Source organism: Streptomyces sp. NPDC046203 (assembly GCF_040646255.1).
GTDB lineage: Bacteria > Actinomycetota > Actinomycetes > Streptomycetales > Streptomycetaceae > Streptomyces.
This window is the reverse complement of the sequence record NZ_JBEYZX010000025.1, coordinates 19,581-32,927: the sequence shown is the minus strand read 5'-3', so window position 1 is coordinate 32,927 and position 13,347 is coordinate 19,581. Positions and strand designations below refer to the sequence as shown.

Sequence of the window (13,347 nt, the reverse complement as noted above, 5' to 3'; positions counted from 1 at the left end):
CACGTCCGACCCAGGGGATACGGCGAAAGACACGCCCCACCCCCGGCGTGCCCGCACGCCCCGAGGCCAACCCAGGCCGACCCGAACACCCCGCCGAAGCCCGGTGCGGACCACCCCGCCCCGCACCCCGCCGACCTCCCGCGAAGCCCCTCCGCCCGGCCTCGGGACAGCAGCCCGGACAGGGGGCACAAAGGCCGTTTCGACCGTAGTCACCACGAGGACCTAGTCTGTGCACCGTGACTTCGCCTGCCTCGACGGACCTCGCTCCGCCCCAGCTCAGCGCGGGGCCGCGCCCCGCGCAGGGCCCGGCCGCCGACGAAGGGCTCGCGCGGCGGCTGCGCGCGCTCGCCTGCACCGCCCCGCTGCACGACCTCGACGTGCGCAAGGCCAATCTGCTGGGCGAGTACTCGGTCTACGCGATGGCCGAGGTCGCCCTCGCGGCGATCGACCTCGTCACCCTCCACATGGACTTCGACACCGGCGCCGACCACGACCAGGTCGTCGCCCGGCTGCTGCCCCGCGTCGCCGCCCAGGCCCCCGAGCGCCCCGCCGCCGAGCACGAGCGGGTGGCCCGCTGGGTCCTGGAGAACCTGATCAACGTCGGCAGCGTCGACCGAGGCTTCCGCGCCGTCTACGGCACCTTCGGCGCCGACGGGATCTACACGCGTCGCGACTACGACTTCAAGCTCGTCGAAGAGGTCCCCGGCTACGGCGGCGGAGTCTGCCTGCGCACCACCGACGAGGCCGTCAACGTCCTCGTCGGCGCCCTCGACACCGATGTCACCAGCGCCCAGATCGCCGCCGAGGTGAAGCTGGAGATCCTCATCCGCCGGGGCCGGCTCGCCGACGCCCAGCTCGCCGCCGAACAGGCCCGCTACCGGACCGTTCAGTACGCGGAGACCCTGCGCCGCACCCTGGAGGCCACCCGGCGCAACGTCCGCGCGGTCGACTGGCTGAACTCCGTCCCCGACATGATCGCCGAGGCGCTGGAGCACGTCGCCGACCGCTACCGGCACGAGAACGCGATCCTCACCAACATCCGCAAGGCCCGCGACGAGGCCGAGGACCAGGAGCACAAGCGCCGCGCCGCCGAGCTGGTCGACATCGTCAAGGACTGCATCCGCCGTCACACCCAGCTCCAGTCCCGCCTCCTGGAGGCCGGACCGCTGTTCCGCGCCGAGCAGGACCGGCAGGCGTTCGCCGCGCCCACCGTGTACACCGGCCTGGATCTGTACGGACAGCTGGTCGCCCCGCTCCTGCCGCTCCCCGCCGAGCAGGCCACCCGGGTCACCGACGCCTTCTTCGCCCACGGCACCGGACTGCGCACCCCCGCCTCCGTCCGGATGAGCGACCTCGTCGACCTGCTCCTCACCCCGCCCGTGGAACGCCAGCACCTCGGCGCGGAGATGCCCGAGCCGGACCTGATCGCCACCCCCGACGACAGCCGCTTCAGCGAGGAGCAGCTGGCGAGCGCCATGGAACTGCTCGACCTGGAGCACGACGCCCCGCGCCGGCTGTCCGGACTGCTCGCCGAGGCCCGGCGGCGCGACCCCGACCTGCCGTACCTCGTCGCCCTGCTCGCCGTGCACGCCGCCAGCCCGCCGGTCGGCACCGCCTACCGGCAGGGCGAGGAGCGGCTGCTCTTCGCCGTCGACGACGGCACCCCGCTCGACGACCCCGAGTTCGGCGGCGCCGACCTCATCGTCGGCACCGCGCTCCTCGACGCCGTCGGCATGGCAGCCGACCGTACGGAGGCCTCGTGACCGAGCCCTCGCCACCGCCGTCGCCCGAGCCCCCGCCGGACGGCGACGTTCCGGCGCGCGCCGGCGCGGACACCCCGGCCGAGGCCCCCGCGCCCGCCGTCGGCGTCCCGGCCCCCGCCCTGCGGGTGACGCATGTCGTCGTCCAGCGGACGGACGGCGCCGGGTCACCGCACCGGACCGCCGGCACAGCGCCCGCGCGGACCGGGCGCACGGCACCGGCGGCGTACGTCCGGGCCGTACCGCTGCCGCGCGACGGGAGCCGCGCCGCCGGGACCGGTACGGAGCCCCCGCGCCCCGCCGTACGGACGGTCGCCGTGACGCCCGTACGCCTGCCGCTGCCCGAACCCGGGACCGTGCCGGAGCCCGGAACCGTCGCCGCATCCGGAGCCGTTCCCGAACCCGGAACCGAACCCGGAACCGAATCCGGAACCGGAACGGGGACCCTTCCCGAACCCGGGACGGTCCCCGCCCCCGGCCCCCTGTCCGCCCCCGGGCCCCTGCCCCAAGCCGGGCCGCCGCCCGGCCCCGCGTCACCGAACCGCCGTACCGAGGAGCCCCAGCCGTGAGCGAACACCACGTCGAGCACACCGAGGCGTGGAGCGAACCGGAGGCCCCCGAGACCCCGGCCGCGCCCACCGCGCTCACCCCCGCCGACGCGGCCGACGCCGCCCGTCTCGTCTCGTTCGGACTCCAGCCCAAGCTGCTGCCCGCGCGCGACGCCGAGTACGCCGAACTGCTGCGCCGCTACCGCGAGGACTCCGCCTTCGCGCGCCTCGCCGACGCCGTCGCGACCGGCCTCGGGCTCGTCGTCCTGGAGGTCTCCCCGCGCGCCGGCATGGCGGTCACCGCCGCCGAGGACTCCGTCTTCGCCGTCCGGATGGGCGACTACGCGCGTCGTGCCGCCACCGACGCCGCCGACCGCTTCCTGCACGGCCTCGCCCACCTCGCCGTGGCTGCCATGGCCTTCCCCCGCCCGGAGGACCTGGCCGACGACGGCTACATCGGCCGGCTCACCGTCAACGGCGTCGACGCCTTCGTCCGCCAGGCCTGCCGGCGGCTGGAGGAGCGCGCCGATCAGGACGGCGAGAACACCGACCCGGCCACCGACGCCCCCGGCCTGGAGGCCGCCTGGCGGATCTACGCCCGGCGCAGCGCCACCGGCGCCACCAAGGACGCCCGCCGGCTCGCCGGCTCCACCACCGGCATCGTCGGCAAGGCCGTCGCCTTCCTCACCGACTCCGGTTTCCTCCAGCGCACCGGCGACGAGTCCGGCGGCGCCTACCGCACCACCGCCCGCTACCAGCTCCAGGTCCGCGACATGGCGGGCAGCGCCGCGCTCGCCGAACTGCTCGAACTCGGCGTCGTCTCCGTCAGCGACGGCTCCGCCACCCTCCTGCCGCCGCCCGAGGGCGACGACCTGGAACTGGCCGCCGACGCCGGCCTGCCCTTCCACGCCTGAGCCACCCGGGCGGGGCCGGACCGACCGCGAGGCCGGTCCGGAGCACCCCGCCCCCGGTCCGGCCGGGCCCACCCCGCCCGCCCGGACCACCGCCCCGCCAGCCCCGCCCCTTCCGCTTCGCGCGGCCACCACGACCGCCTGAACCCCGCCCCGCCGCCCGATCCCCGCACGACACGACGAGAGTCCGCCGCACATGTACGAGCTGTCCCGGGTCCGCCTCTACTCCATCGGCCCGGCCGGTGCCCGCTACGCCGACACCGTTTTGGACCTGCGCGGAGTCGGCGCACCCGTGCCCCGTCCCGCGCCCACGCAGGCGGAGTTCTTCGAGGAGGAACCGGTCGGCCCGCCGCGCCGCCCCGCCCCCGCCGGCGTGCTCTTCCTGGAGAACGGCGGCGGCAAGTCCGTCCTCCTCAAGCTGATCTTCTCGGTCATGCTCCCCGGCCACCGCAACACCCTCGGCGGCGCCAGCTCCGGTGTGCTCCGCAAGTTCCTGCTCGCCGACGACTGCGGCCACGTCGCCCTGGAGTGGCAGCACACCCTCACCGGCGAGCTCGTCGTCGTCGGCAAGGTCAGCGAGTGGCGCGGCCGTCAGGTCTCCAACGACCCGCGCAAGTTCGCCGAGGCCTGGTACTCCTTCCGCCCGGGCCCCGGCCTCAGCCTCGACAACCTGCCCGTCGCCGAGGCCACCGCCGTCCGCCCGCCCGTCGAGGGCGCCTCCGGCGCCACCGGCCGCCGCCGCACCATGAAGGGCTTCCGCGACGCCCTCACCGAGGCCGGCAAGGCGTACCCGCACCTGGAGGTCGCCTGGGAGGAGATCCACGACCGCTGGAACGAGCACCTCGGCGAACTGGGCCTCGACCCCGAGCTCTTCCGCTACCAGCGCGAGATGAACGCCGACGAGGGCGAGGCCGCCGGCCTCTTCGCGGTCAAGAAGGACTCCGACTTCACCGACCTGCTGCTGCGCGCCGTCACCGACACCCGGGACACCGACGGCCTCGCCGACCTGGTCAGCGGCTTCGGCAACAAGCTCGGCCGACGCGCCGAACTCACCGCCGAACGCGACTTCACCGCCGGCTCCGTCGACCTGCTCACCCGGATCGTGGAGGCCGCCGAGACCCGCGCCCGGGCCCGCGACATCCACGCCGGCGCCGAGCGCCGCACCCGCTCCCTGGCCCGCCGGCTCTCCGCCCGCGCCGCCGGGGAACGCGCCCGCGCCGCCGAACTCGCCCAGCAGGTCACCTCCGCCGCCCACGCCGTCTCCGAGGCCGAGACCGCCCGCGGCCGTGCCTCCCTCGTGGCTGCCGAACTCGCCTACCGGCACGCCTCGCTGGCGCTCGCCGCCGCCGAGAAGGGCGCCGCCGCCCAGCGCCGCGAACTCATCGACGCCCGCACCCTGCACGCCGCCTGGCAGGCCGCCGAGTCCGTGCTGCGCCACCGCGCCGCGAGCGACCGCTCCGCGCGCGTGGCCGCCGCCATCCGCGAGGCGGAGCGGGACGCCGCCCCGGCCCTCGCCGCCCGCGCCGAGGCCGCCGCCGACCTGGTACGGGCCCTCGCCTCCGCCGCCGAGGCCGGCGAGCGCGACGCGGCCGAGGAGGAGGAGCGCTCCGCCGCCCTGCAGGAGGCCGGCGAGACCGCGCACCGCGACGCCACCTCCGCCGCCACCGAGGCCCAGCGCGCCCGCAGCGAGGCCGGCCACCTGCGCCAGCGCCTCGCAGAGGTCGAGCAGGAGACGGCCGAGGCCGTCCGGGCCGGCTGGCTCGACGACACCGCGCCCGACGCCGACCCGGCCCGCGCCGCGCTCGCCGCCGCCGACGCCGAGAAGACAGCCGTCGCCGCCTGGGACACGGCCCGCGAGGCCGCCCGCACCGCGATCGAGCGGGCCCGCGAGACCGCCGCCGCCGAGTCCCGCGCCGAACTCGCCGCCGCCCGCGCCGCCGACGCCGCCGACTCCGCGCGTCACGCCTACGACGCCGAGCGCCGCGCCGCCGAGGCGCTGGCCGCCGAGCCGCGCCTGGCCGAGCTGCTCGGGCTACCCGGCGCCCCCGCCGCCGCGGGCTCCCCGCTCCCGGGCCAGCGCGCCGGCGACGGCGCCGCCACCCAGGACACCACGGGGGAGGCCGCCGAGGCCGGTGACGGCGCCCTGACCGTCACCGAGTTCGACCGGACCGCCGACGAACTGCGCGCCCTGCTCGACCAGTCCATCGCCTCCGCCGAGCGCCAGCTCTTCGACCTGCGCACGGCCGCCGCCGACGACAACCGCATCCTCGGCGCCCTCGGCGACGGCGGTCTGCTGCCGCCCGGCCCGGACGTCCTGGCCACCGTCGAGTTCCTCGGCGAGCAGGGCATCCCCGCCCTCCCCGGCTGGCGCTACCTCGCCCAGTCCGTCGCCCCGGCCGACCACGCCGCCGTCCTCGCCGCCCGCCCCGAGCTGGTCGACGGTGTCGTGATCACCGACCCCGACTCGTACCGCCGCGCCCGCGAGGCGCTCGGCGGCGCCGCCCTGCTGCCCCGCTCCACCGTGGCCGTCGGCACCGCCGCCGCCCTCCTCGCCCCCGTGCCCGCGCCCGACGCGGAGCAGGACACCGACGTCTTCCTCGTGCCGCCGAACCCGGCCATGCACGACGAGCACGCCGCCGACGAGGAGCGCCAGGCCCTGCGCGCCCGCGCCGTCGCCCGCGACGAGGAGATCCGTACCCTCGCCGGCCGGCTCACCGGCGACCGCTCCCTCGCCGCCCGCATCGGCGCCTGGCGCGCCGACTGCCCGCCCGGCATGCTCGCCGAGCTGGCGTCGGCCGCCGCCGCGGCCCGTACCGCCGCCGAGACCGCGACCGCCGCCCTCGCCGAGGCCCGTACGGCACGCACCGAGGCCGAGGAGACCGCCGCCGAGGCGCGCACGGTGCGCGACGAGCGCCAGGAGGCCGCCCAGCGCGCCCGCCGCGCCGCCGACGCCCTCGCCGGACTCGCCTTCCGGCTGCGCGAGCGCTCCGCCTGGCAGGCCAAGCTGCGCGAACTCGCCGACGACGCCACCGAGTACGAGGCCCGCGCCCAGGTCTGCCTGGAGCGCGCCCGGGCCGCCGACGAGGACCGCCGCGCCGCCCAGCGCGCCGCCGACGACGCCCACCGCACCGCCCGCGCCCTGCGCGCCGAGCGCGCCGAGATCGCCGGCGCCCCCGAGAACCTCCCGGAGGAGGAGCCGGGCGCGCCGCGCGCCGCGCTCTCCGTCCTCCGCGAGGCCTACCGGGCCGCCTCCCAGGTGTACGAGAAGGTCGGCGTCGGCGCCGATCTGCGCGCCGAGCAGGCCCGCGCCGAGAGCGACGAGTCCGCCGCCCTCGCCGAACTGAACCGGCTCACCAACAAGGTCCGCACCCGCGCCGAGCAGCTCCTCGAATCCACCGACGGCGCCGACGGCCCGTCCCGCCAGGCCGCCGCCGCCCGCGCCGAGGAACTGGTCCACAAGCTGGAGTCGCGCACCTCCGAGGCCAGCGAGAAGCTGGGCCGGCTGCGCGGCGAGGCCGAACGGCTGGCCCCCGAGGACGGCGAGGCCCACACCGAGCTGTCCGAGGAACTGATCCCGGGCGACGCGGAGCACGCCCAGAGCCTGCTCCGTACCGCCACCGGCGAACTCGCCGCCCGCACCGACGCGCTGGAGGCCGCGCGCGCCGCCCACGCCGGGCTGCTCCAGGGCCACCGGGCCGCCGAGGACGCGGCCGGCGGCTTCGACGAGACCACCGCCCTGCTGCGCGACCTGCTCCGCGACAACCCCGACAACACCGGCGCCGAGCAGGAGCAGCCGGAGCCGTACCCCGGCCCGCTCGCCGAGGCCCGTACCGCCGCCGCCGAGGCCCGCCGTTCGCTGCGCGGCTGCGCCGCCGACCTGTCGGCCGCCGACGCCGCCGTCCGCGAGGCCGGCGACATCCTCGTCCGGCACGCCAACTCCACCCGCTACGAGCAGGTCCGCACCCCGGCCCGCCAGCAGATCCGGGAACTGCCCGCCGCCGCGCTGCCCGAGCACGCGGCGAAGTGGGCCGAGGCGTTCGCGCCCCGGCTGCGGGTGCTCACCGACGAACTGGCCCAGCTGGAGCGCAACCGCGACTCGATCGTGGACCGGCTGCGCGGCCTCGTGGAGTCCTCGCTCGCCACGCTGCGCTCGGCGCAGCGGCTGTCCCAGCTGCCCGAGGGCCTCGGCGAGTGGTCGGGCCAGGAGTTCCTGCGGATCCGCTTCGAGGAGCCCGACGCCGCCACCCTCACCGAGCGGCTCGGCGAGGTGGTCGACGAGGCCACCCGCGCGGCCGTGAAGAAGAACTCCGATCTGCGCCGCGACGGCATGTCGCTGCTGCTGCGCGGTGTCCAGGCGGCGCTCGAACCGCGCGGTATCGCGGTCGAGATCCTCAAGCCGGACGCGGTGCTGCGCGCCGAGCGGGTCCCCGTCGGACAGATGGGCGACGTCTTCTCCGGCGGCCAGCTGCTGACCGCCGCCATCGCCCTGTACTGCACGATGGCCGCGCTGCGCTCCAACGACCGGGGCCGTGACAAGCACCGGCACGCGGGCACGCTGTTCCTCGACAACCCCATCGGCCGCGCCAACGCCACGTATCTGCTGGAGCTCCAGCGGGCCGTGTCGGACGCGCTGGGCGTCCAGCTGCTCTACACCACCGGCCTGTTCGACACCACGGCGCTCGCCGAGTTCCCGCTGGTCATCCGGCTGCGCAACGACGCCGACCTGCGCGCGGGCCTGAAGTACATCAGCGTGGAGGAGCACCTGCGCCCGGGTCTGCCGCAGGTGAACACCGAGGGCGGCGAGACCATCCACGGCGAGATCACGGCGACCCGGATGTTCCGCCGCAGCACGGTGGAGGCTGTCGCTCCGGCGGACGCGTAGCGGGTTAGGGCGTGTTTCGAAAGTCCCTCCTGGCCCGCGACGCCTGGCACGCCCTCCCCCGTAGCCCTTCGGGCACGGGAGGTGCCCCCACGCTGCGTTGTCGGAGTCATCCAAGTACGTCCAGTACGAGGATGATCCTCCGCCTTGCGATTGCTGCTCGGCATCCGGAGGATGAATCAAGCGCCGAGACGGAGCGAGCGAAGCGAGCGCAGTGCACCAGACGCCGCAGGCCCCGCCCTCCGGGCGGACGGAGCTACTTTCGAAACACGCCCTAGGCGCGGGCGGACAGGCCGCGGGCTTACGGGCCGGCGGGCTGACGGGCGGCCGATGGCTGACGGGCTGACGGGCTGACGGGCTGACGGGCTGACGGGCTGTGGTCTGACGGGTCGGCGGGGGTTTCTCCGGCGGCCCGTCAGCCCTTCCCCGGGGCGGGGAAGGCGGCGCGCAGCGCCGGGCGCCGGGTCAGGTACGCCACGGCCGCGACCGGCAGGACGCAGACCGTCTGCGCCGCCGCGTACCAGGGCGGGCAGACCCCGGGGATCAGATCGACGCCCACGATGGCGACCGGCAGGACGGCACTGAGCGTCCGCAGCCGGTCGAAGGCCCGGTGGGAGCCGCGCGCGGCGGCCGCGGCCGTCCGGTGGACCACCAGGGCGACCAGCGGGAGCAGGACCGCCCTGACCCACATGAAGGTGTTCACCGGATGCCCGGTGCCCGCCACCGCCGCGACCCCCGCCAGAGCGACGCAGCCGAGCGCGCCGAAGAGAACGACGCAACGCCGTGCCGAGGTCAGGGCGGCCTGGGCGCGCGAGGCGGGGAGGGGGAGGCGGGTGGTGCCGGACGTGCCGTGCTGGGTGGTTTCCATGTCCGGTGACGCTACGGACGGCCGGGCGGGCGCGATATCGGTCCGGCCCCACGGGCGGGTGGGGGAAGCCCCACTCCTCGCGGCGAGGCGGCGGTGGCGGGGCGCGTCCGGTGCATAGTGGGGCGTCGGAAGGCGGCGTTACGGAACCGGGTTCCGGGCCGGGATCGGGCCCGGAACCGGTCGGCAGGCACCGGCGCGTATCGGGAGGCGCCGCGCGCACCGGCAGGCGCACGGGAAGCACGGGAAGCACGGGACACGGGGAACACGGGGGAGTCATGGGACAGCTGGGAACATGGGCGGCCCGCGCGGCCGTCGGCTTCGTACGGGCCTGCGCCGTGGCGGCCGTGACCCTGGTGGTCCCCGCCGTGTGGACGGCCGCCGCCCTGTTGGGCGTCCACTGGGGCGCGGCCAACCCCTGGTCCTGGCTGCTGCCCCTGGTCCTGGTGACCGCGGGCACGCTCGCGCTGTCCCGCCCGGTCTGCGGGGCGGTCCGCGCCCTCGTCGCGCGCTGGACCGGCACCGTCGTCCCCGCCGGCCACCGGCAGGGCGGGCCCGTCGTCCGGATGGCCACCGGCTACTGGTGGAACGGCTTCTCGTACGAGCGCACCCGCCGCGACGCGCTGCTGGACCAGCGGTGGCGGATCCGCTGGAGCGACCCGGCCACCTGGCGCGACCTGCGGTTCACGGCGATCGCGCCGGTCACGGCGGGCCTGGTCGCGGCCGTCCCGCCGGCCGGACTCGCCGTGGCCGCGCTGTACCTGACCCGGCCTGGGGCCGCCGCCCGCCTCGCCGGAGCGCTCGGCCTGCTGGTGGCCGTCGGCTCGGCCCCGTACGCCTGGCGGCCCGTCCGACGGGTCGCGGTCCGCTTCCTCGGCCCGTCGCGGGCGATGGCCCTGGCCGACCGGGTCGGCGAGCTGGCCGTACGGAACGCCGATATGACGATCGCCCAGGCCGCCGAGATCCGCCGGATCGAGCGGGATCTGCACGACGGCGCCCAGGCCCGGCTCGTCGCGCTCGGGCTCTCGCTCGCGACCGCCGAACGGCTGATGGACGCCGACCCCGGCCGGGCGAAGGAACTGATGCGGGACGCCCGGGCCGGAGCCGCCGGCTCGCTCGCCGAACTGCGCGAACTCGTCCGGGGGATCAGCCCGCCGGTCCTCACCGAGCGGGGACTCGCCGACGCGGTCCGCGCCCTCGCCCTGGACCTCCCGCTGGACGTCGACGTCCGGGTCGGGCCCGGTGTCCCCGACGGGGCCGCGGGCTCGCCCCGCCTGGAACCGCCGGTCGAATCCGCCGTCTACTTCGGCGTCGCCGAACTGCTGACGAACACCGTGAAACACGCCCGCGCCACGCACGCGTGCGTCACTCTCGCCCTCGCCCCCGCGCCCACCCCGGGCGGCTTCGACGTGGTCGCGGAGGTGTCCGACGACGGCCGGGGCGGGGCCGTCGTGCCACCCGGCGGCGGGCTGGACGGGCTCCGCCGCCGCCTCGCCGCCTTCGACGGAACCCTGGAGATCGCCAGCCCGCCCGGCGGTCCCACCCGAGCCGGAATCACGGTGCCATGCGCGTACTCGTAGCCGAAGACCTCTACCTCCTGCGGGACGGCATGGTCCGTCTGATCGAGGCGTACGGGCACGAGGTGGTCGCGACCGCGGCCACCGGGCCCGAGACCCTCGACGCGCTGCGGACCTGGCGTCCGGACGTCTCCGTCGTCGACGTCCGTATGCCGCCGGACCACACCGACGAGGGCTTGCGGGCGGCCCTCGCCGCCCGCGCCGAACTCCCCGGCCTGCCGGTTCTGATCCTCTCCCAGCACGTCGAGCGGCTGTACGCCCGCGAGTTGCTGGCCGACGGCTCCGGCGGTGTCGGCTATCTGCTCAAGGAGAGCGTGTTCGACGCCGACCAGTTCATCGGCGCGATGGAACGCGTCGCGGGCGGCGGGACCGCACTGGACCCGTCGGTGATCGCGAAGCTGCTGTCGGCCGGCTCCCCGGCCCGGGCCCGGGGCCTCGAACGGCTGAGCGAGCGCGAGCGCGAGGTTCTCGCGCTGATGGCCGAGGGCCTGTCCAACCAGGCCATCGGCCGCCGTCTCTTCCTCAGCGAGGGAGCCATCGGCAAGTACACGACGTCCCTGTTCGGCAAGCTCGGCATCACCGAGGACCAGGACTCCAACCGCCGCGTCCGCGCGGTCCTCGCCTACCTGGAGCAGCGGTAGGGCCCGGTCCGTGACCCGCCCACCCGTCCGGCCACGGCGAACGGGTGGGCGAGGTGACGGTCCGCCGGGGTGACGGTCCGCCGGGGTGACGGACTGCCGGGTTCACGGCCTGCCGAGCAGGTTCAGCGTGTTGGACGCGTCGTCCACGAAGTAGACCCGGCCGGGCTTCTCGGCGACCGCGAGCCCGAACAGCGCGCCCGCCCCCGGCGGGGTGCCGCTGTCGTCGAGGGTGCGCACGGCCACCTGGTCGCCGCCCGGCGTGGTCTCCACGATGTTGCCGTCGCCGCTGTTGACGGTGAGGACGCTGCCCCGCGGGCTGATCGCGAGGCCGAGCGGACCGTTGAGGTTCCCGCCCGAGGTGACCACCCGGCCGGTGCCGGCGCTGCCGCGCCGGGTCAGGGCGTCGGGGATCGCGGTCACCTGGTTGTCGACGGTGTCCGCCACGTAGAGCGTGGAGCCCCGCAGCCCGACCCCGGTCGGCCCGATGACGAGCGCCGCCGGGTCGGTCTTCTCGGCGAATCCCGAACCGATCTCGGTGGTGGAGACCCGGGCCGGCGGCCGGTCGCCACGGTCGCGCAGGGTGATGCGCAGAACGGTGCCGCGCCGCACGATGTCGCCGCCGGCGGCGACGGTGCCGTTGAGCACATTGGTGACGAACAGGTCGGTCGTGTCGCCGCAGCTGCGCGCGGTCATGTCCCAGGGGCCGTTGATGCCGTGGCCGCTGATCGTCTCCCGGACCTCTCCGTGGCTGTCGAGGACGAGCAGACACCCGGCCCGCGCCGTGGCGGAGGTGCCGTCCGTCGTGGGCAGACTGCCGACCACCACCCAGCCGCCGGGAAGGACCGACAGCGCGGTGGTCAGCCCTACGCCCCCGGGGCACGGTCCGGGCAGATGGGCCGGGTCGATCCGGGCGAACAGCTCGGCCGAACCGTCGGGGTCGACCTGGACGAGCGTGGTCCCGGTGCCCTGCTGGTTGGCGGAGTTGTTGAAATTGCTGACCAGGACGCTGCCGCGGTGGAGGTCACCGGTGCTCCGCTCGATCAGGGCGGTGCCGTACGGGTTCAGGTCGCCGTTGTCCGGGACCGTCGACGCGATGGTCGTGACGGTGTGCAGCGGTCCGAGGAACGGTGCCCCGTCCCGGCCCGCGGGCGCGGCGGAGGCCGCCGAACCCACCGCCATGATCGTCGCCGCCGCGGTCACGGTCGCCGCGAGACGCGATGCCAAGCCGAACCTCATCAGGGTCGTACCTCCTCGGTACCGTGCGACCGTTCCCCGGCCCACGGCAGTCACAGAGTGTTGCCGACCCTCACACAATCCGACCGGACGACGCACCGCACGCGGGGAGGGCTGGATGTGCGAACGCGCCCGGGGCGGTACGGGACCGGACGCCCCGGAACCTCGCCCCCGGACCTCACCGCCCGGCGCCCGCCGTACGAGCGGCCCGGCCCGCCTCTCGCCGGCCCGCCCCTCGCCCGACCCCGTGTCCCACCCCGCGAGGCGCCCGAGGGGACGCGGCTCGGGGCGCGCCGCTCAGGCGGCCTCGGTGAGCGGCGTCCCCGGCTCCCCGTGCCCGGCGGCCGGCCCCGTGTGCCCGGCCGTCCCCGCGGACCTCGCCGACTTCGCGGACTCCGCCGACTCGGCCCGCTCCTCGCGGAGCCGCTCGCGCCGCAGGGCCCGCGCCGCGCTGCTCGGCTCGGAGACGACCCCGTGGCGCTGGTGCCACACCTGGCGGGTGATCCACACGTCGAGCACCGACCAGGTCGCCACCACGGTGGCCGCTATCGCCGCGAGCGTCATCGGGAACGCCGGCCACGATCCCGCGACCGAACACAGGAACGCGACCATCGAAACGATCAGTGTCACCGAGACGATCAGTACCGCCCGTACCGCCGCCGACCGCACCGGATCCGGCATCCGGCGCCGGCCCCGCCGGTCGTCCACCCACAACTGCTTTGCCGGCTGCGCCTCGTGTTCCATAGCGCGCTCACTCCCCACCACCGATGTCTTCCGGGTGGCTGCCCGTATTGAGTCGCTTTACGCGGACACGGGCCTCCCCGGTACAGAATGACGTACGAGAGAGGGAAAAGGTTTCGTCGGGGGGTGGTTCGAGCGCGAGCGGAACAAGTAGTTCCAGCCATCCGTCCGGCGCCGGGAAAGCCCTGACCA

The 13,347-nt window shown here is 75.9% G+C and carries 9 protein-coding genes; 6 read left to right on the top strand and 3 right to left on the bottom strand.

What is annotated here, in order from left to right; genetic code table 11:
- The first annotated feature begins 236 nt into the window (after window positions 1–236).
- From ABZ990_RS19100 to ABZ990_RS19085, 4 genes are all read left to right on the top strand, one after another.
- Window positions 237–1,763 carry a hypothetical protein gene (locus ABZ990_RS19100; protein WP_361232457.1) on the top strand — a complete coding sequence of 509 codons (1,527 nt, stop codon included), beginning with the start codon at window positions 237–239 and terminating at the stop codon, window positions 1,761–1,763.
- Window positions 1,760–2,329 carry a hypothetical protein gene (locus ABZ990_RS19095; RefSeq protein WP_361232455.1) on the top strand — a complete coding sequence of 190 codons (570 nt, stop codon included), beginning with the start codon at window positions 1,760–1,762 and terminating at the stop codon, window positions 2,327–2,329. The genes ABZ990_RS19100 and ABZ990_RS19095 overlap by 4 nt, the downstream gene beginning before the upstream one ends.
- Window positions 2,326–3,222 (top strand): hypothetical protein, encoded by an 897-nt coding sequence (locus ABZ990_RS19090; protein WP_361232452.1) that lies wholly within the window; start codon window positions 2,326–2,328, stop codon window positions 3,220–3,222. Before ABZ990_RS19095 ends, ABZ990_RS19090 begins: the two co-directional genes overlap by 4 nt.
- Window positions 3,223–3,415: 193 nt before the next feature.
- Complete coding sequence (locus ABZ990_RS19085; RefSeq protein ID WP_361232449.1) at window positions 3,416–8,101, top strand: hypothetical protein; 4,686 nt, start codon at window positions 3,416–3,418, stop codon at window positions 8,099–8,101.
- Window positions 8,102–8,513: 412 nt separating this feature from the next.
- Here ABZ990_RS19085 and ABZ990_RS19080 read toward each other — a convergent pair whose 3' ends face one another.
- Entirely contained in the window at window positions 8,514–8,966 is a 453-nt protein-coding gene (locus ABZ990_RS19080; protein ID WP_361232446.1) for a hypothetical protein, read from the bottom strand.
- Window positions 8,967–9,241: 275 nt separating this feature from the next.
- Here ABZ990_RS19080 and ABZ990_RS19075 point away from each other — a divergent pair, with 275 nt between their 5' ends.
- Entirely contained in the window at window positions 9,242–10,543 is a 1,302-nt protein-coding gene (locus ABZ990_RS19075) for a histidine kinase (protein WP_361232443.1), read from the top strand.
- Window positions 10,528–11,181, top strand: a complete 654-nt coding sequence (locus ABZ990_RS19070) for a response regulator transcription factor (RefSeq protein ID WP_361232440.1) — start codon at window positions 10,528–10,530, stop codon at window positions 11,179–11,181. Before ABZ990_RS19075 ends, ABZ990_RS19070 begins: the two co-directional genes overlap by 16 nt.
- Window positions 11,182–11,283: 102 nt before the next feature.
- On the opposite strand, the gene ABZ990_RS19065 is transcribed toward ABZ990_RS19070, so the two are convergent.
- Together ABZ990_RS19065 and ABZ990_RS19060 are read right to left on the bottom strand one after the other, a co-directional pair.
- Complete coding sequence (locus ABZ990_RS19065; RefSeq protein WP_361232438.1) at window positions 11,284–12,405, bottom strand: hypothetical protein; 1,122 nt, start codon at window positions 12,403–12,405, stop codon at window positions 11,284–11,286.
- Window positions 12,406–12,711: 306 nt separating this feature from the next.
- Complete coding sequence (locus tag ABZ990_RS19060; RefSeq protein WP_361232436.1) at window positions 12,712–13,158, bottom strand: hypothetical protein; 447 nt, start codon at window positions 13,156–13,158, stop codon at window positions 12,712–12,714.
- Between the last annotated feature and the right edge of the window lie 189 nt (window positions 13,159–13,347).

What these genes read in the sequence shown, in the direction of transcription:
- ABZ990_RS19080 (WP_361232446.1), bottom strand. Translation starts at nt 8,966, where the DNA reads ATGGAAACCACCCAGCACGGCACGTCCGGCACCACCCGCCTCCCCCTC.
- ABZ990_RS19070 (WP_361232440.1), top strand. Translation starts at nt 10,528, where the DNA reads ATGCGCGTACTCGTAGCCGAAGACCTCTACCTCCTGCGGGACGGCATG.
- ABZ990_RS19075 (WP_361232443.1), top strand. Translation starts at nt 9,242, where the DNA reads ATGGGACAGCTGGGAACATGGGCGGCCCGCGCGGCCGTCGGCTTCGTA.
- ABZ990_RS19060 (WP_361232436.1), bottom strand. Translation starts at nt 13,158, where the DNA reads ATGGAACACGAGGCGCAGCCGGCAAAGCAGTTGTGGGTGGACGACCGG.
- ABZ990_RS19085 (WP_361232449.1), top strand. Translation starts at nt 3,416, where the DNA reads ATGTACGAGCTGTCCCGGGTCCGCCTCTACTCCATCGGCCCGGCCGGT.